This is a genomic window from Candidatus Microthrix subdominans, from assembly GCA_016719385.1.
Classification (GTDB): domain Bacteria; phylum Actinomycetota; class Acidimicrobiia; order Acidimicrobiales; family Microtrichaceae; genus Microthrix; species Microthrix subdominans.
Map to the genome: position 1 here is coordinate 813,521 of JADJZA010000001.1, position 16,494 is coordinate 830,014.

At 63.3% G+C, this 16,494-nt stretch carries 14 protein-coding genes; 3 read left to right on the plus strand and 11 right to left on the minus strand.

Annotated features, from left to right (window positions below; genetic code table 11):
- Window positions 1-20 precede the first annotated feature (20 nt).
- From IPN02_03865 to IPN02_03890, 6 genes are all read right to left on the minus strand, one after another.
- Complete coding sequence (locus IPN02_03865; protein ID MBK9296009.1) at window positions 21-422, minus strand: PIN domain-containing protein; 402 nt, start codon at window positions 420-422, stop codon at window positions 21-23.
- Window positions 406-591: a hypothetical protein gene (locus IPN02_03870; GenBank protein ID MBK9296010.1), complete on the minus strand. Its 186-nt coding sequence runs from the start codon at window positions 589-591 to the stop codon at window positions 406-408. The genes IPN02_03865 and IPN02_03870 overlap by 17 nt, the downstream gene beginning before the upstream one ends.
- Before the next feature lie 135 nt (window positions 592-726).
- Window positions 727-1,047: a hypothetical protein gene (locus tag IPN02_03875; protein ID MBK9296011.1), complete on the minus strand. Its 321-nt coding sequence runs from the start codon at window positions 1,045-1,047 to the stop codon at window positions 727-729.
- Window positions 1,048-1,924: 877 nt separating this feature from the next.
- Complete coding sequence (locus IPN02_03880; GenBank protein MBK9296012.1) at window positions 1,925-5,437, minus strand: putative DNA binding domain-containing protein; 3,513 nt, start codon at window positions 5,435-5,437, stop codon at window positions 1,925-1,927.
- Entirely contained in the window at window positions 5,434-6,708 is a 1,275-nt protein-coding gene (locus IPN02_03885) for a restriction endonuclease subunit S (GenBank protein ID MBK9296013.1), read from the minus strand. The genes IPN02_03880 and IPN02_03885 overlap by 4 nt, the downstream gene beginning before the upstream one ends.
- The gene (locus tag IPN02_03890) at window positions 6,705-8,768 is read right to left on the minus strand and encodes an SAM-dependent DNA methyltransferase (protein ID MBK9296014.1); all 2,064 of its coding nucleotides are present in this window, start codon (window positions 8,766-8,768) and stop codon (window positions 6,705-6,707) included. The genes IPN02_03885 and IPN02_03890 overlap by 4 nt, the downstream gene beginning before the upstream one ends.
- A 369-nt stretch (window positions 8,769-9,137) precedes the next feature.
- Between IPN02_03890 and IPN02_03895 the strand changes: the two genes are divergently transcribed.
- Genes IPN02_03895 through IPN02_03905 form a run of 3 tightly spaced genes read left to right on the plus strand, consistent with a single transcriptional unit; the run spans window position 9,138 to window position 11,609 of the window.
- Window positions 9,138-9,845, plus strand: a complete 708-nt coding sequence (locus IPN02_03895; GenBank protein ID MBK9296015.1) for a TIGR04255 family protein — start codon at window positions 9,138-9,140, stop codon at window positions 9,843-9,845.
- Between the two features lie 5 nt (window positions 9,846-9,850).
- On the plus strand, window positions 9,851-10,135 hold the full coding sequence (locus tag IPN02_03900) for a hypothetical protein (protein MBK9296016.1): 285 nt from the start codon (window positions 9,851-9,853) through the stop codon (window positions 10,133-10,135).
- Window positions 10,136-10,193: 58 nt separating this feature from the next.
- Window positions 10,194-11,609 (plus strand): helix-turn-helix domain-containing protein, encoded by a 1,416-nt coding sequence (locus IPN02_03905; GenBank protein ID MBK9296017.1) that lies wholly within the window; start codon window positions 10,194-10,196, stop codon window positions 11,607-11,609.
- Here the strand turns inward: IPN02_03905 and IPN02_03910 are convergent.
- The 5 genes from IPN02_03910 to IPN02_03930 all read right to left on the minus strand — a co-directional run bounded on the left by IPN02_03910 (window position 11,509) and on the right by IPN02_03930 (window position 16,478).
- Window positions 11,509-11,760: a hypothetical protein gene (locus IPN02_03910; protein MBK9296018.1), complete on the minus strand. Its 252-nt coding sequence runs from the start codon at window positions 11,758-11,760 to the stop codon at window positions 11,509-11,511. The two genes, IPN02_03905 and IPN02_03910, sit on opposite strands and share 101 nt — an antisense overlap.
- A gap of 15 nt (window positions 11,761-11,775) precedes the next feature.
- A complete protein-coding gene (locus IPN02_03915; GenBank protein ID MBK9296019.1) occupies window positions 11,776-12,066 on the minus strand; it encodes a type I restriction-modification system subunit M N-terminal domain-containing protein in 291 nt (96 codons plus the stop codon).
- 168 nt (window positions 12,067-12,234) lie between these two features.
- Window positions 12,235-13,701 (minus strand): hypothetical protein, encoded by a 1,467-nt coding sequence (locus IPN02_03920; protein MBK9296020.1) that lies wholly within the window; start codon window positions 13,699-13,701, stop codon window positions 12,235-12,237.
- A gap of 538 nt (window positions 13,702-14,239) precedes the next feature.
- Window positions 14,240-15,667, minus strand: coding sequence for an IS66 family transposase (locus IPN02_03925; GenBank protein ID MBK9296021.1), 1,428 nt, complete (start codon window positions 15,665-15,667; stop codon window positions 14,240-14,242).
- 76 nt (window positions 15,668-15,743) lie between these two features.
- Entirely contained in the window at window positions 15,744-16,478 is a 735-nt protein-coding gene (locus IPN02_03930) for a hypothetical protein (protein MBK9296022.1), read from the minus strand.
- Between the last annotated feature and the right edge of the window lie 16 nt (window positions 16,479-16,494).

Here is a 16,494-nt window from a genome sequence, read left to right on the forward strand (position 1 = left end):
CCAGGGCGTTGTGGTGGCAGTCACGGAAGCAGAAACGTGTGCTGATCTCGCAGGATCGTCAGGCCGCGGTTGAAGGTGGCGACTTTCGTGCCTCGGCTGGCGGCAAGAGCAGCGAGGTACGCGTCGGTCACCTGGCGATGTCCGACCACGCCCAGAAGCACGTCGTTGCTGTAGGGAAGTTGATCCGGCCAGAACTCGTGGCGCTCGTTCTGATTCAGCAGTCTCAGCGCGTCGAGTGCGTGCTCAGCACTCGCGACTCGCACCAGGTACCGGACCAGTGAACCCTGGGTCGACGGGCAGGTGGCGAATCGGCGGCTGTCCCCGAGCCACTTTCGCGCCCGCTCATGGTGTTCGTGATCGACGATGGTGGCGGCGATCAACACGTTGGCGTCGAGGAGCAGCGCGTCAGTCGTCGAGGGCATCCGCTACGTCATCGGAACTCACGGGGTAGCCAAGTTGGACCACGCCCAGGCCGGTCAGGGCGTCGCGCTCAACCGGCGGCATGGGCCGGAGCGATTTGCGAAGTGCCTCGTTGACGAGCGAACTCAGCGACACGCGGCAACGACGAGCTTCGGCCTGGGCTTCCGGCATGAAGCTCCAGGATCGAGATCGACGGTCGTTCGCATCACGGTGCATCATATCGCGTCAACTACCAACGACAAGGCTATTTTTGGGCCGAGCAGGGCGTCGCAATGCTGTGGGACAAGGAGTTCAACCGCTGATCGGTCAGGGTGTGTCGGGGGTGGCGGGCCAGCGTTGGGCGAGGTACTTCTGCTTCTCGACCACGTCGAGGGCAACGGTGCCGTTCAGTCGTCGCACGTAGTACTCGGTGAGCTGCTCCTTGGGGCCGTCGGGCTTCTGCTTGATGACGGTGGCGTCGACGGGGAACCCGGATGGGTCCACCTGCACCCGGCAGATGTCGTGGCCGTCGACGTGGTGGATCTGTGCCCGCACGTTCGTGACCGCCGACGTGCTTGACGACAGCTGCGTTGCCGGGGAACAAGAAGGGATCCGACTGAACCCCTCGTCACGTTTTCGTGCTGACATGACTGCTCCTGACGAGCCCGCTAACCCGTTTCAACAACCGGTTGCGTAGAGTGGGGACAATGTTGACGGCTTGGGCGAAGCGGTCTGATAGCTCTTAAGGGCTGGTTTGAGACCAAGCGCGCCGAACCCCGGAAACTGGCCTTACGGACGGTTTCCGGGGCTCACCATAACTTCCCAGTTCTGCCGGCGGGTCAGGACCAACTAGCCCGCTCGGCCAGAATCTTGGACTCGTCTGGCTCTTCGCGATGGATCACTGGTCAGTTCGAACGAGCTCCGGCGGGATACGTGAACCACCATGACTGCTTGTTTCGCGAGGGGCGAATTGTGTAGTTGGATCCTTGAGGTGTGTTCCACCTGCACCTGACTCCGAACGAGATGCTGTTGCTGGTGCCGGTCCGCACTGGGATCCAAATGATGTCGTCGCCACCGTCACGACCTTGCTTGCCAGTCGTGTGGTTGACGTACCAAACCTCGGTGACTTTGTTGGTCTTGAGAAGGCCTGGTCCCTTGGGGCACCACCCCGCCGACTGCGGGGCAATGCCGTAGACGCCGGCGTTGGCGGTCGCAGCGGATGCAGGTATAGACATCGTTGCCAAGACCATGGTGAGGCCAGCGGCGATAGCCGATATGCGTAAAAGTCGCGTGATCATGTTGGTACCCGGTTCCTTGATTCGTGCTCAGCTGAGCCTAATGTTGAAGGCAATCTAAGTTCCCTTTGAACCCCTGTCAATGGCCAATTTGGATTTGCCTCGGGATGGCTCGCAGGGTGCGGGTGGCAGCGCGATTGATCGTCGAATCTGAGATGAGGTCTCGGCGGTTTCGTATGGTTGTGTTCCAGAGCGACAGCCGTTGATTGAGTAGTGACCCGGGGTACTTCTCAGTTGTTCTCAGAGTTAGCGGGCCAGCGTTGGGCGATGTACTTCTGTTTCTCGACGACGTCGAGGGCCACGGTGCCGTTCAGCTTCCGTACGTAGAACTCGGTGAGCTGCTCCTTGGGGCCGCCGGGCTTCTGCTTGATCACCTTGGCGTCGACGGGGAACCCGGAGGGGTCGACCTGTACCCGGCAAATGTCGTGTCCGTCGACGTGGTGCATCTGTGCCCGCACGTTCGTGACCGCTGCGTCGCCCATCGACGTCGAGATGATGTTCGACAGGTGCTGTTGGAACCAGTCCCGCGGATCACGGTCTTGCTTGGATCGGCTGGCGTAGTCGGCCTCCAGCCCGTGGATGGTGCCGTCATCGGCCACGCCGATCAGCAGCGTGCCGCCCTCTCGCCCGTTCATGAACGCAGCGATCGTCTTCAGTGTGGCGCTCTCGAGTGGCTTGAACGTCTCGCCCGAGTCGGCGTGGGTGCGCAGGGTGGCCTTGTACTCCAGGGTCGATGACTCGCGGTCGGGGCCGAGGAGTTCGGTCACGTCGCAGTGTTCCTGGTGGGCCACTTTGGCCTTGCCCTGGATGAACGGCAGGTACGCCTTCAACACCTCGGCCTGGAGGTCGGGGTTGTCGATGTAGGTCAGCGCCATGTCCTCGGAGACGCCGAGCTGGTCGAGCACGCCCGACTGGAACTCCTTTTCCAGGATCAGCCCGAAGTTCTCGGGTGAGTTGGCCGATGCCTGCTGTTGGATGTCGCTGCGACCGACCAGCTTCTCGGCGACGGTGTCGTAGAACACCCGATCGCGGGGGTCCCAGTTGGTGCCGAAGCGCTCGTTGAGCAGGGCGATGATGTTGGACAGCGGCTCGGGTTCGGGCTCGTGCATCTTGCCGGTGCCACCGAAGATCGACACCACCTCGCCGACGGTGCCGTCCAGGGTGACCGACCCCTCAAAGGTCTGCTCCAGCTTCAGGTGGGTCAGCTCCACGTCGGGGTGCACCGCCACCGACCCGTCGGCCTTCACAAACGCTGCGAGGGCCTTGCAGTACAGGTAGTCGCGTTCCAGCTTGATGTCGGTGAACGCCACCACCTGCGACAAAAACGCGTAGGTGCGCACGAACCGGTTGAGGGTGTCGCGGAACCGTTCCTGTTCGTCCTCGTCCAAGTTGTGCTTGAACCGGTCGATCGCCGGCGCCAACGCGGCGTGCACCCGGCCGGTCACCCCAGGCCCATTGGACATCAGCAGCTCGACGGTGCGTTCGATCTCGTCGGGCCACAGCACCCCAAACTCGTCGAGCGCATGGCGGGTGTCGTAGAGCAGGTTGGGGTCGGTGGGCGGCGCCACCGTCTCGCCGTACCAGGGCTCGAACGACGCCCGGATGTCGTCGGCGTCGTTGCGGAAGTCCAGCACGAAGGTGCCGTCCTTGCGCACCCCGTCGCGGTCGTAGGTGCGGTTGAGGCGCGACAGCGTCTGCACGGTGGCCAGGCCGTTCAGCGGCTTGTCGACGTACATCGCATACAGCTTCGGCTGGTCAAACCCGGTCTGGTACTTCTCGGCCACCACCAAAATCTGCCACTCCGAAGTGTCGAACTCGGTCGGGGTCTGGCGGTCGGGGAAGCCGTTCATCGACGACTCGGTCTCGGTGCCACCGTCCAGGTCCAACGAGCCGGAGAACGCCACCAGCACCCCAACGTCGGTGTAGCCCTTGTCGTTGACGTACTTGCGCAGCGCAAGCACGTAGCGGGCGGCGTGCTCCCGCGACGACGTCACCACCATCGCCTTGGCCATACCCCCGATGCGCTGGGCCACGTGCGCCCGGAAATGCTCGACGATCACCTCCGCCTTCTGACCCAGCGTGTGCGGGTGCAGCCCCACTGACTTGGCGATCGCCGCCCTGGCCTTGCCCGGGTCGTACTCGGGGTCGTCCGGTGTAGTGCTCTCGATGTTCCAGTAGGTCTGGTACGTGACGTAGCTGGCCAGCACGTCGAGGATGAACCCCTCCTCGATCGCCTGGCGCATCGAGTACAGGTGGAACGGCACGTGCCGCCCGGTGCCGTGGTCCATGCGACCGAACAGCTCCAACGTGCGGGCCTTCGGCGTGGCGGTGAACGCAAAGAACGACAGGTTGGGCTGCTTACCCCGGGCCGCCACCGCTGCGGCCAGCGCGTCCTCTGCCGGGTCGGTCAGCTCGTCCGGCGCCGCGGCGCCGTCGGCCGACCCCAGCACCTGCTTCAGCTTCGTGGCCGAGTCGCCGGTTTGGCTGCTGTGGGCCTCGTCCACGATCACCGCATAGGTGCGGTCGGGCAGCGAGTCGATCTTGTCGGTGACGTACGGAAACTTCTGCAGCGTCGTGATGATGATGCGGGCCCGCTGGCCGGTCAGCGCATCGGCCAACTGGGTCGAGTCCTCATCGATCCGCTGCACCACCCCGTGCACGTGCTCGAACTGATAGATCGTGTCCTGCAACTGCTGGTCGAGCACCCGCCGGTCGGTGATCACCACCACCTTGTCGAACACCTTCTCGTCGGCGTCGTTGTGCAGCGACGACAGCCGGTGCGCCAGCCAGGCGATCGTGTTGCTCTTGCCTGATCCGGCCGAGTGCTGCACCAGGTAGTCGTCCCCGGCGCCGTTGCTGCGGGCGGCGGCGCTCATGGCGAGCACCGCATCCCACTGGTGGAACCGGGGGAAGATGGTGACCGGCGCCTGCTTCTTCGAGCCCTTCGGCGTGGGCTCCACGTGGACGAAACGGTTCAGCAGGTCCAGCCAGGCGTTGCGTTGCCACACCCGTTCCCACAGGTAAGCGGTGCGGTGGCCGGTGGGGTTGGCCGGATTGCCGGCTCCCAGTTCGTGGCCACGGTTGAAGGGAAGGAACCGGGTGGTCTTGCCCGCCAAGCGTGTCGTCATCGCCGCCTGCTCGGTGTCGACGGCAAAGTGCACCACCGCCCGACGCAGCAATGTGTTCTTTGGATCTCGATCGGTGCGGTACTGCTCGATGGCCTGCGCCACCGTCTGCCCGGTCAGACCGTTCTTCAACTCGGCGGTTGCTACTGGCACCCCATTGACGAACAGGCACAGGTCCAGCGACTTGTTAGTGCCCGGCTCATAGGGCAGCTGCCGGGTGACGGTCAGCCGGTTCTTGCCGTAGCGCTCGATCAGCTGGGGCGAGAGCCCCGACGCCGGCCGGAAGAACGCCAGCTTGATCGTTTGGCCTAGGTCGACCACGCCGTGGCGCAACACGTCGACGGTTCTGCGAGTGTTTAGGGCTTGGGCGAGCCGGTCGGCGAAGCCTTTCTGGGCCTTGGTGATGTCGCCGCCGTAGAGCGTCACCAACTTGTCCCATTCGGCGGCCTGAGTGCTGCCGATGAACTTGAACAACTCGGCGGTGTCCAGCGCCCTCTCCGCGTCGAAGTCCGGCTGTGGATCCTTGGGGTTGCCGACCTTCACGGTGTCGTAGCCGCCGGAGCCGACCAGCCAATCGGCGATGAATGTCTCGAACGCTGCCTCGTCGACGTTGCTCATGCCGCCACCCCCAGGATCTCCAACTCGCCGGTGACGGCAGCGGTGATCAACGCCTGCCGCCGTTCGTTCAGTAGGTCGATCTGCTGGTTCAACTGCGAGGTGGTTGCGCCTATCTTCTTGCGTGTGGCGTCAAGTTGCCGAACAATCTCGCGTTGCTCCTCGATCGGTGGCCAAGGGAACCGATGCTCACGCAGCTTCTCCCCGGTAAGGTGGACGATGGTCGCCTGGTTGCCTTCCACCGCGAAGACATTCATCTTTGCAGCCGCCCAGAACGCGTACATGGTGTACCGAGGCTCGGCATCACCAATTGGTCGGACTCGATGGATGGCCTTCTGGAAGTAGACATCTGTTTGGGTTCCCGGCCAGACCGCTGCCCTGCCGACCTCGCCACCTTCGCACACGAGTAGGTCACCCTTCTCCAGGCTGCATCGGGCCCGATCATTCGCATCGAACGTCATCGTCGGAAGGTCGGTCAGGTCGAGACGGTCCCATTGGACGTTGGTGTTTTTCACGTACCGATGCTGTTCTGGGCCCGAGGCCGCAGAGGCGCTCAACATCTTGCCCAGTTGTGTCGAGTGGGTCGCTCCCAGCCACGGGCTGTCCCAGTGGCTGGGAATGGTGTCCAACCACGGAATCTGGGTGCCCTGGCGAGAAGACGCCGGTGAAGTAACGGTCCCGCTCACCGCTGAGAAGATCTGGGAATCGACCTTCTCTACGAGGAGTTCGATCATGCGGCGCTTCTTGGTGATGAGGGCGTCGATGCGGGTGGTCTCGGCGTCGAGGTAGTCGGCAATCGCTCGCTGCTCCGCCATAGGTATGTAGGTCATCGGGAGCGACCGGACCCGTTCTGCTGAGATGTGAAAAATGTTCGCCCCCGTTGCAATACCGGCGAACAGACCATCCGCGAAAGCATGGCGACACCACCACGCAAGGAACCTGCCGTCCGTTGATGGTCGCGACCGCAATCGCAGGAGCGTGTTCTGGAAACACACGGTGCCTTCGATGTCGGTCATCCAGACTGCGGAAGCCCCTACGGCTGAGAGGCTCCCGGACCCCTCAGTGACGAGCACGTCCCCCCGTTTCAGCGCAAAGGTCTCCTGCTCTTTGGGGTCGAAGTTCATCTCGCCGACGTCATCGAGATCTAGGAACCCGTCGTTTACGTTTGCAGCCCTCAGGTACGGAGTCATGTGTGGGCCGTCGGCGTGTTGTGGGGATCGCTGCCTCCCAAGCGCAACCTCGGCATAGGCCCGCAGCGGTCGGACCTGGGTCACTCGGTCACCTCGGCGAGGAGGTCCTGGATCTCCGTCTCCAGCTGCTTGATCTCGGCGTCGATCTCGTCGAGCGGGCGGGGTGGGGTGTAGGTGTAGAAGTGCCGGGTGAGCGGGATTTCGTACCCGATCTTGGTCTTGTCGTAATCGACCCAGGCGTCGGGCACATACGGGTGAACTTCGGCGGTCATGTAGTCGTCGATGGCGGTGCGGTACTCGATGCTCTGGAGCCTGCCGTCGACGTCGGCCTCGTAGGTGACGGGCTTGGCGGGGAGTGGGACGTTCTCGTTGTCGCGTAGGTCGGGGTCGGGCTGGACGTTGCCCTTGCTGTCGGTCACCGGGTCGGCGTCTGGGTCGCGGACGGCGAACGCAGCGACGATTGCATCCACCAGCGGCTTCTTGGCGTCGACACCCGCCCGCTTCAGCGCGGTCTTGGCTAGATCGCGCAACTCGTCGTCAGTTTCGTGGGAGCGAATGCTGTGGCCCAGGTCGGCGATGATCGAGTTCTGGTCGTCCTCGGTGAGTTTGGCGAACTTCTTGTCGGCCCGGAGCGCCTCGACGCCGTCGTCGGTGACCTCCCAGCGCAGGCGCAGCGGCCGTTCGACGGTGATGCGCAGGAAGCCGAACGCCTCGTTGGGGAAGACCTTGACGCTGGGCTTGGGACCGTCGCCGTTGTCGTCGGCGCTGCCGCCGTCGACCTCGGTGAACTCGCCGTAGGCACGGACGATGTCGGCGATCTGGTTGTCGCTCACCTGCTTGCGCTTCTCGCCCAGGCTCTTGCGCATCTTCACGAAGCACTCGCTGGCGTCGATGAGTTGCACCTTGCCCCGGCGTTCGGGGGCCTTGCGGTTGGTCACGACCCAGATGTAGGTCGAGATGCCGGTGTTGTAGAAGAGCTGGTCGGGAAGGGCGACGATCGCCTCCAGCCAGTCGTTCTCGATGATCCAGCGCCGGATCTCGGACTCGCCCGACCCGGCCGCACCGGTGAACAGCGGCGAGCCGTTGAACACGATGGCCACCCGCGAGCCGCCGTCGGCCACCGGCTTCATCTTGGAGATGGCGTTCTGGAGGAACAGGAAGCTGCCGTCGTTGATGCGGGGCAGGCCGGCACCGAAGCGCCCGGCGAAACCCCGCTGGTTGTGCTCGTCCTTGACTGCTTCGGCCACCTTCTTCCACTCCACGCCGAAGGGCGGGTTCTGGATGGAGTAGTCCACCTTGAGGCCGGCGTGGCCGTCCTCGGAGAAGCTGTTGCCGTAGGCGATGTTGGTGGCGTCCTGGCCCTTCAACATCATGTCGGAGCGGCAGATGGCGTAGGTCTCGGCGTTCAACTCCTGGCCGTACACCTGGAGCTTGGCGGCGGGGTTGAGCTCGCGCAGGCGGTCCTCGGCCACCGACAACATGCCGCCGGTGCCACAGGCGCCGTCGTAGATCGTCTTGATGGCGCCCGGCTTGGTCAGCTGGTCGTCGTCCTCGATGAACAACAGGTCGACCATCAGGCGGATGACCTCGCGAGGGGTGAAGTGCTCGCCAGCGGTCTCGTTGGACAGCTCGGAGAACTTCCGGATCAGTTCCTCGTACAGGTAGCCCATCTCCAGATTGGAGACCTTGTCGGGGTGCAGGTCGATCTCGGCGAACTTGGACATCACCAGGTAGAGCAGCTTGGAGCGGTCGAGCCGGTTGATCTGGGTGGTGAAGTCGAACTTGTCGAGCACGTCGCGGGCCGAGGCGGAGAAGCTGGCGATGTAGTGCCGGAGGTTGTCCGCCAGGTCGTCGGGGGCGGCGACCAGTGTGGCGAAGTCGAACCGAGAGGTGTTGTAGAACTGCTCGCCGGCCTCCTTCTGGAGGATCGGGTCGAGGTTGTGGACCTTGCCCGCCAGCTGCGCGGCCCGGTCGAGCACGGCCTGCTTGGTGGGCTCGAGCACGCAGTCCAGGCGGCGCAGCACGGTGAGGGGCAGGATCACCTTGCCGTACTCGGACTGCTTGTAGTCGCCCCGCAGCAGGTCGGCGACCGACCAGATGAATACTTCGTGGTTCTGGATGGTGTTCGAGTCACCCGAGGTCATCGTGTTGCAGTGCTCCCAAGTTGGTGAGAGCCCATCGTGACACCCCGGCCGGTTCGTGCGCTCAATCCTGTGGGCGACGGCGCCGTAGCGCCCTTCTCGTTGTTCACCAGCAGCCACCGGGCTATGTATCCGCCGGTGGCCCTGGGAGATCCTTCCTCTCCGCGCGCTGCTGGCTCAGCCAGCCCTTCCGGTAGAACGACTTTCCCTCGTCACTCGGGAAGGGGAAGTTCGGATCGGAGAAATCAAGCCTCCCAGGCGTTAGCGATGGCCATAGCGTTGGCGCTACCCAGCCTATCACACGATGCTGGTTGGGGTGATCCTCTGGAGTTGGCCCGTTTGGCTGGCAGGAACGCCACCCACTGTGCGTAGTTGAGCGCCGAGGCGGTTCCCGGCCGTGAATCCGATCTTGCCGACGTTGGCTGCGGTGACCCCATACCGGTGAGCAACATTGCGGCGAAACAGGCCGAGGTGATCTTCACCGCCGGGCCTGAACGGGCGAACGCCAATACCAAGCAGCCTCAGCCGGGATGGCAATTCAAGTCGGATGACGAACAGTGGACCATCACGCTGCAGACGAGCTACTTCTCCTTAGAGACCAGTGCGTACGTCGATTGGGACGACTTTCGAGAGAGATTCCAGGAGCTCCTAGATGCGGTTGTCGATCAGTACAACCCAAAGCTGCAACAGCGGATCGGACTGAGGTATCTCGACGAGATCGAGCGGCCAAGCGCAAAGGAGCCATCGGATTGGACCGGGCTCATTCAACCGGGGGTGTTGGGGCCGCTGGGCGATCCCGAGGTCGGACCCTCCGTCAGAGCAGCCCAACAGGTGATTGAGTTCGAGGGACCCGAACAGACCAGGGTCACCCTCCGCCACGGATGTGAACCTCTGGCAAGCGGCGGTGGGACGGCCTACAGGCTCGACCATGACTGCTCACGTCAGCGGGGACGACCATTCGAGAGCGCGGACATCGTGGAGACCCTTGAGGCGCTTCACACCCTGGCTTTGCAGGTGTTCCAGAAGGCCATCACCCCAGAGCTCCACAACGAGTTGAGGGGTGGGGGTGTGTCAGAGTGAAGGAGATGAGCCTCGTGGAGTCCACCCCATTCGCAGCCCATGACATCGACTGCCGCTATGTGGACACCACTACTTTTTCCAGCCCTTCGCCGCTGCTGGCGAATCATTGGCAGTGCGACCTGCTTTCGAGCGGTGCCCTATTCAGAAGCTCGACCTGGGATCTGGTTGTCACAGGTGCTGCTGAGAGCATCAGCGCCTTAACGGAACAACTCCAGGCTTCGATGGCAACCATGGTGACGTCGCTGAGCCCCCTCCGAGTTGCCCCGCTGGTTGATCTCAGGAGTCGCTGACTATGAAGTCGAGAGCACGACTCCTGAAGACGATCGACGGCTGTATGCACTAGCGGCCGTGCAACGACTCCAGCGACTGCTTGGTCTCAGCCAGGAAGAAGTCGCTGGCATGGCGGGGGTCTCCCGGCCGTCCCTTTGGAACTGGCAGCAGGGCAGGACACCGCAAGAACGGTCGTTGCGTCGCCTCGCCGATGTGCTCGGCGCCGTCGACCTGCTGGTAGATGCGATGGGAGGTGAGGCCGAATTCGACCCGGCGAGGGCTCAGACCCGCCTCGGTCTCGACGAGCCCCTCATCGACGTACTTAGTGAAGCGTCTGGCCCCGCAGTGGTCCTGGATCATCTGTTCGAGAGTTCGAGGGCAGTGGCGCCAACGCCCTCTCTCCTGCCTTCGGCAGAGGACCTTCTTGACCCAGAGGATGGCGAGATCGCAGAAGACCAAGGACCTAGCTCGGGAGAGCCCGCCGGAAAACGACGGCTTCGGGCCGTGACGCGACGAACCCGGCAGACGGTTTCCGGGATGATCCCCTCAGGGATACCCAACGGGAGAGACGAGTGGCCGCCTGGCGTGCTCGATCACCTGCGCCGGTTCGAACAAGGGCACTTGGTGAGCGGGCTCCCGTTCTTCTACTTCACTAACTCGGCCTACCCGGTTTTTGGTCAAGGGCGGACCGCTGACGATGATTCCCCTGAACTCGTCTGGGACGCCGAGGACCTCCAGTACGGCATGATCGCGACGCAAACCTGCGACCTACGGGAAGAGGATGAAAGAAGCCGAAGCAGCCGTGGTTCCACTGCTGCCCCGTCTATCGGGTGGACGACCCCCAACGGGGTCTGGATCCCGGCCAGGTTGGTCATCTCAAGAAGGGCCGCCTACAGCACTACATCTGGGTGCCCGACATTCCCGAGACTGAGGGCGTCTGGGCAGCCGACCTTCGGCTTCTGCTTCCGCTTGAGAAGAGCTGGCTGCTTGGCCGGGAACCCATTGATGGTTTCAACGGACGAGACCAAACGGCTCGTGATCGGGCAGCGAATAGCGCTCATTCATAGCCGTCCGGCGTTTGATCCTGCCCTCCTTCAGTCGGTGTCGGAGCCGTTGGTCGCAGCGTTGCGACGGCTCGCAGAGGGCGATCCGGACCTCTACGAAGAAATCTCAGACTCTGTGTACGCCATCGGCGTGCGCACGGACAGACTCGTGGAGATGACGCTCGACTCGGTGGAGATCTTCCTGCTGTGCTGGCATGAGCCATCGGATGCAGGTCGCTTGTTCTGGGAATCGTGTTCCGAGGAGTGGTCGCAGATAGCTCTTCGAAGTGGCGATCACCGTCTTCGGCCGCTTCAGGTCAAGATGCTTGATGACACCAGCTCGGCGGAACTCATTCGGTTGCAGGTGGTTCCGTCCTCGATGGACACAGGCCGAACCCCCTTTGGTATTTGGATTGACCGGTGCCACAAGCGCTGTCGTAGATGGTCTTGATGGCGCCCGGCTTACACACACGACGCAACAGTCCCGAGGAGACCTTGTCGGGGTGCAGGTCGATCTCGGCGAACTTGGAGACCACCAGGTAGCGCAGCTTGGAGCGATCCAGCCGGTCGATTTGGGTGGTGACGTCGAACTTGTCCAGCACGTCGCGGGCCGAGGCCTAGAAGCTGGCGACGTAGTGCTTGAGGTTGTCGGCCAGTTTGTCCGGGGCGGCGATCAGCGTGGCGAAGTCGAACCGGGAGGTGTTGTAGAACTGCTCACCGGCGACCTTCTCGAGGATCGGGTCGAGGTTGTCCACCTTGCCCGCCAGCTGTTCGGCCCGGTCGAGCACGGCCTGCTTGGTGGGCTCCAGCACGCAGTCCAACCGACGCAGCACGGTGAGCGGCAGGATCACCTGGCCGTACTCGGACTGCTTGTAGTCCCCGCGCAGCAGGTCGGCGACCGACCAGATGAAAACTGGGCGTGGTTCTGGATGGTGTTCGAATCACCCGAAGTCATGGGGTGGCGATACTCCCAAGTTGGTGAGAGCCCATCGTGACACCCCGGCCGGTTCGTGCGCTCAATCCTGTGGGCGACGGCGCCGTAGCGCCCTTCTCGTTGTTCACCAGCAGCCACCGGGCTATGTATCCGCCCCGTGGACCTGGGTGATCCTTTCCCTCTCCGCTCGCTGCTGGCTCAGCCAGCCCTTCGGGTAGAACGAGGACTTGTCCCCGTCGTCACTCGGGAAGCGGGAAGTTCGGATCGGAGAAATCAAGGCCCTCCCAGCCGTTAGCGATGGCCATAGCGTTGGCGCTATCTTGCCTATCCACGATGCTGGTTGGGGTGATCCTCTGGAGTTGAGCCCATTTGAAAACGAACTGAGGAACGCCGCCCACTGTGCGTAGTTGAGCGCGAGCGGGTTCCCGTCCGTGAATACGATCTTGCCGACGTTGGCTGCGGTGGCAACCCCATGAGCGGTGAGCGACATTGCGGCGAAACGTGGATGATCGGTCAATCCAGTTGATCCGGCGACGTGGCCCTGGATGTCGGTCGAGGCTTCCCATTCCTCGTCGAACCTTCTGCGCAACCCCCAGTAGCTGCGCAACACTTTCAGCGCCCCGACGCCCGTCATCATGGTGAGTAGGTCACAGAGTCGTAGCCGTTCATATACATGCTTCTGAGCGATTCCGCCGACGGACTGATCCATTGGTCCGAAGCTGCCAGCCTTGACCGTTGCAAGACCAACCCATCCCGGTAGCGGCAGCCCGTCGTGGGTGAAGACATCGGAGAGCAGGTGAGCGATCTGCTTGGTGAGCGCCAGGAAGGGATTGGTGAGCGGGTCTCCGTTGTCCATGATTTGGAGTCCCCCGCCGCGAGGTACCGCCGTCATCGTGCCGCCCATGATGTCGAGCGTGCCGAACATCATGCCGAGCAGCGGGTCGTGGCCGAGGGTCTGGACACGGTGGGTCCGGCCGGAGAGCCCTACAACTGGTTCCGGCAAGTTTGCTACTCGGTCGTAGGCAGTCTTTGCCCAGCCTGAGAGGGCGTTATCGCCATCCATTGCACTGAAGCCAGGTCGTAAGCGTGTTCTCCTGCGCTGCCGTCCCCTGGGTCCACCACTGGGAATCTTGAGGAATGCGCACGACAAGAACGTCGATGAGGGGCCGCCACAGCCCCGGCTGCGATCGGAAATCGATATGTCAGCGGCGTCGAGGTCGGCGTGGACCGCTTGAAGCCGCCTTCGTGTCTGACGATTGAGGCGTTTCACCTCGGCGGGGTCAAGAAGTTCGTCGATGTCTACTTCTGAAGTGTCGATACCTCGTGCTCGGAGGCGGCGTTCACTCTCGGCGACCATGTCTTGCCACGAGGGCCGCTCTTGGACCGTCTTGGGCGGGCGCGGGCGTGTGCGGGGGGTCGTGGAGGTGGGGGTAGCGGCAGCTGGCACTGCGCCGGTAGCCGCCAGGAGCTTGTCGACCTTTCTGGCTGCTTCCTCGAGTCCTTGATCTGCCGCTTGGCCATCGTTGGCGAGTTCGTTTGAGAGCTCGGCAAGGTCTTGGAAGCCTGTTGCCTGGTAGGTGAGACCGACAGTGAGCTTCTCGCCGGTCATGCGTCGGCGACTTCCTCGTCTTCTATCCAACCGATGGCATCGGCGACAACGCGCCCAGTTTGTCGTTGAGTCTTTGATCCGCGTGCTCCTTTCGTCGTTGAGCAACCTGCTCTTCTTCAAGCGTCGTTTGAAGTGCGTCGCGCCTGTCCTTCCAGGGAGCGAAGGACCGACTGTGCCTTCAGCAGGTCCACCTGGCCGGTCAGCATGGTCATCTTCATGGTTACTTGGAGCCTGGTCGGTTCAACCCGTACCTGTTTGGCGCCAAGCTCGAAGATGGCTGCCGCTCCGCTGCCACCCAGGAGTCCGGCAGTGGCGCCAGCCCCCGGTGACGAGCCACAATCCACCGCCATCCCTGCGCCTCGCGCTGCCGAAAGGGAGCCGCCAGAACGCCATCCCATAGGACGTAGCTGCCGCCCCTGAGTAGCCCGGCGGCGTGCGCCGATGGCGGTCCCGATGATCGGAGCCAGAGCGAAGGCGCCGGTGCCGACCAACACCACGCCTCCGGCACCGAAGATCCCGATCTGTAACTGTTCAGGTGTCATGGTCCGGCGGCGGGTAGCGCGGGTGCCCAGGTGGTGCCTGTGTAGAGGTGGTCGAGTGCGGTGAGGGCGCTGATGCGGTGTTTGCGGGCGGTGGAGAGGTAGCTGCGGAGGTTGAGGAAGGCGGTGGCGCCTTCGCGGGTGCGGAACCCGCCGGAGATTTTCTGGTGGACTTTGACCATCCGGATGTCGCGTTCGGCGAGGTTGTTGTCGAACGGGATATCGAAGTTGGTGGTGAACCGGAGGACGTCGGCACGGAACGTGTCCAAGCGGAGAAGAAGGTTCGCTGACTTGGACCGTTTGGGACGCCCTCGTGTCCCGGTCGGCGCCGGTTCGGGGTTCGTGTCGTATCCGGCGGCGATGATCTGGTCGTAGTCGGTGTTGATGGTCTTGATCTGGGCGGCGGTGAAAGTGGTGTTCCCGGCGGCCATCGCAGCGAGCACGGCTTTCCAGGTGTTGGTGAGCAGGCCGGCCATGTCGGCGGCCCACGGCTGGACACCGGTTTCGGTGGCGGCCTGAAGCTCCCTCAAGTGATGTGCGTTACACAATTGGTGTTCAAGTTCGGTGTAGTGCCGGTATGGGGTCCAGCCGTCGTGGACCAACACGCCGGTGAGCAGGTCGAGGATCCCGGCGTTGCCCATGGCCTCGACACCACGTTTGGTGTCGAGGTGGTAGAGGGTGAACCATCCCGTCGACGCCGAGTGGACCCAGTGCAGACTCCCCGCGACTCGTAGCCCGGTCTCGTCGGCGCACACGACCGGTGACCCGCCAAGTTTCGCGGTTGTGTCGGCGAGGAACTCGGCGAGCATGTTCGAGCCTTCGTTGACCATCGCCACGATCGTGCCCGGCGAGATCGTGGTCCCGTAGGTCTCTTTGAGGTGTTCGGCGACCCGGGCGATCGGGATGTGCTGGTGGGTGACGAGGTAACAGACGTGGGCCCGCATCGCGGGCCCGTAACAGGTTGGTGCGGACACCCACGGCGGGAACCCGGCGGACGTGTCGGTCCCGCACGAACACCGGCGTCGACGGGCAACGTGTTCAACACAGGACAACTTGACGGGTGGGATGTCGAAGACCTGCCGGGAACTCTCACCAACCAGCGGTGCGGACCCGTCGAGGCTGTCACCGCAGCCGGAGCACACCTCCGGTTCGTGGGTGACCATCCGGTCCGGGGTGTCACGGCGACCCAGATGTTTGCCCGGATCACCGGGCTGTTTGCCGGGCTTGCGCCCGGAGCGGACACGCCGCGATTTCGGGGACGGCTTCGAGTAGCCCTCCGACGACGGCGGGTTCGAGGAGTTCCTCGGGTTCATCCCCGCTTTGGCCTTCAACTCGGCGACCTGGACCATCAACTGGTCGATCAGCTTCGCCTGTTTGGCGACCGTTGCTTGCAGGTCGGCGACAATCTCCCACGGGTCTACGGCCACACACGAAGGTCTACCCCACCCCGCGCGCAGTGGTGGGGCCCCGGTCGCCGCGGAAAAGCGGGGCCCCCTGCCCAAGTCATACCAGCAGATCAGACCCCTGAACAGTTACCCCGATCTTTACCCAGTTCATGGAGGAGTGAGCCCGTTGCGCGCTTGCTCGGGTGGCTTGAATCTCACCGATCACGTCACGGCCAAACCCGCTCAGCGTCGCGATTGATCGCAGGGCCTGCTCGAAGTCGGCGGGCTTGACCTTGAGGGAGTAGGGAAAGAATGGCTCACCGAAGTTGAGATCGATGAGGAGGCGGATGCGGTCCGCTTCGGGCCACTCGCTGACCAAATTCGCAAAGATGGCCTCCAGCTCAGATGACCCAAGCTCGCCCTCGGCGGCCAGTTGGGTGAGCGATGAACGAAGCTTGTCCACGACGCGCTTCATCTTCACGCAGCGGTCGCCTGTCGTAAGCGATGCGATCGAGGCAGCGACCAGGTACGTGCCAATCGACAAGGCGAGCGTCCAGGTTTCGTCATCTGGGGCCTGGTCGCCAGCAACATGGTCAGCTGTGTCGGGTGTTGGCTCCGACTGGATGTGGAGGCGGCGCTGGGCCGCAACGGGAAGCGGCAGCCGAGCGCTGACCTTGCGTGTTCCTTCTGCGGCGGACCCACTGGCCTTCTTCAAGCGGTTGACTAGGTCTCCCCGGCCGCTCTCGAGCAGATTTCCCTCCTCCTCGGACCCAGCCAGTTCACGAAGTCGAAGGCGGAGCCCCTCACGCTGCGTCGGGCCATCGGACTTGGTGGCTGGGTCTGGAGGGGTCATACCGCGACACTACTGA

Excerpts from the sequence above, each read along its gene's own strand:
- IPN02_03900 (MBK9296016.1), top strand. The coding sequence starts at position 9,851 with ATGAGCCTCGTGGAGTCCACCCCATTCGCAGCCCATGACATCGACTGC.
- IPN02_03865 (MBK9296009.1), bottom strand. The coding sequence starts at position 422 with ATGCCCTCGACGACTGACGCGCTGCTCCTCGACGCCAACGTGTTGATC.
- IPN02_03930 (MBK9296022.1), bottom strand. The coding sequence starts at position 16,478 with ATGACCCCTCCAGACCCAGCCACCAAGTCCGATGGCCCGACGCAGCGT.
- IPN02_03880 (MBK9296012.1), bottom strand. The coding sequence starts at position 5,437 with ATGAGCAACGTCGACGAGGCAGCGTTCGAGACATTCATCGCCGATTGG.
- IPN02_03875 (MBK9296011.1), bottom strand. The coding sequence starts at position 1,047 with ATGTCAGCACGAAAACGTGACGAGGGGTTCAGTCGGATCCCTTCTTGT.
- IPN02_03890 (MBK9296014.1), bottom strand. The coding sequence starts at position 8,768 with ATGACCTCGGGTGACTCGAACACCATCCAGAACCACGAAGTATTCATC.
- IPN02_03870 (MBK9296010.1), bottom strand. The coding sequence starts at position 591 with ATGCCGGAAGCCCAGGCCGAAGCTCGTCGTTGCCGCGTGTCGCTGAGT.
- IPN02_03920 (MBK9296020.1), bottom strand. The coding sequence starts at position 13,701 with ATGACCGGCGAGAAGCTCACTGTCGGTCTCACCTACCAGGCAACAGGC.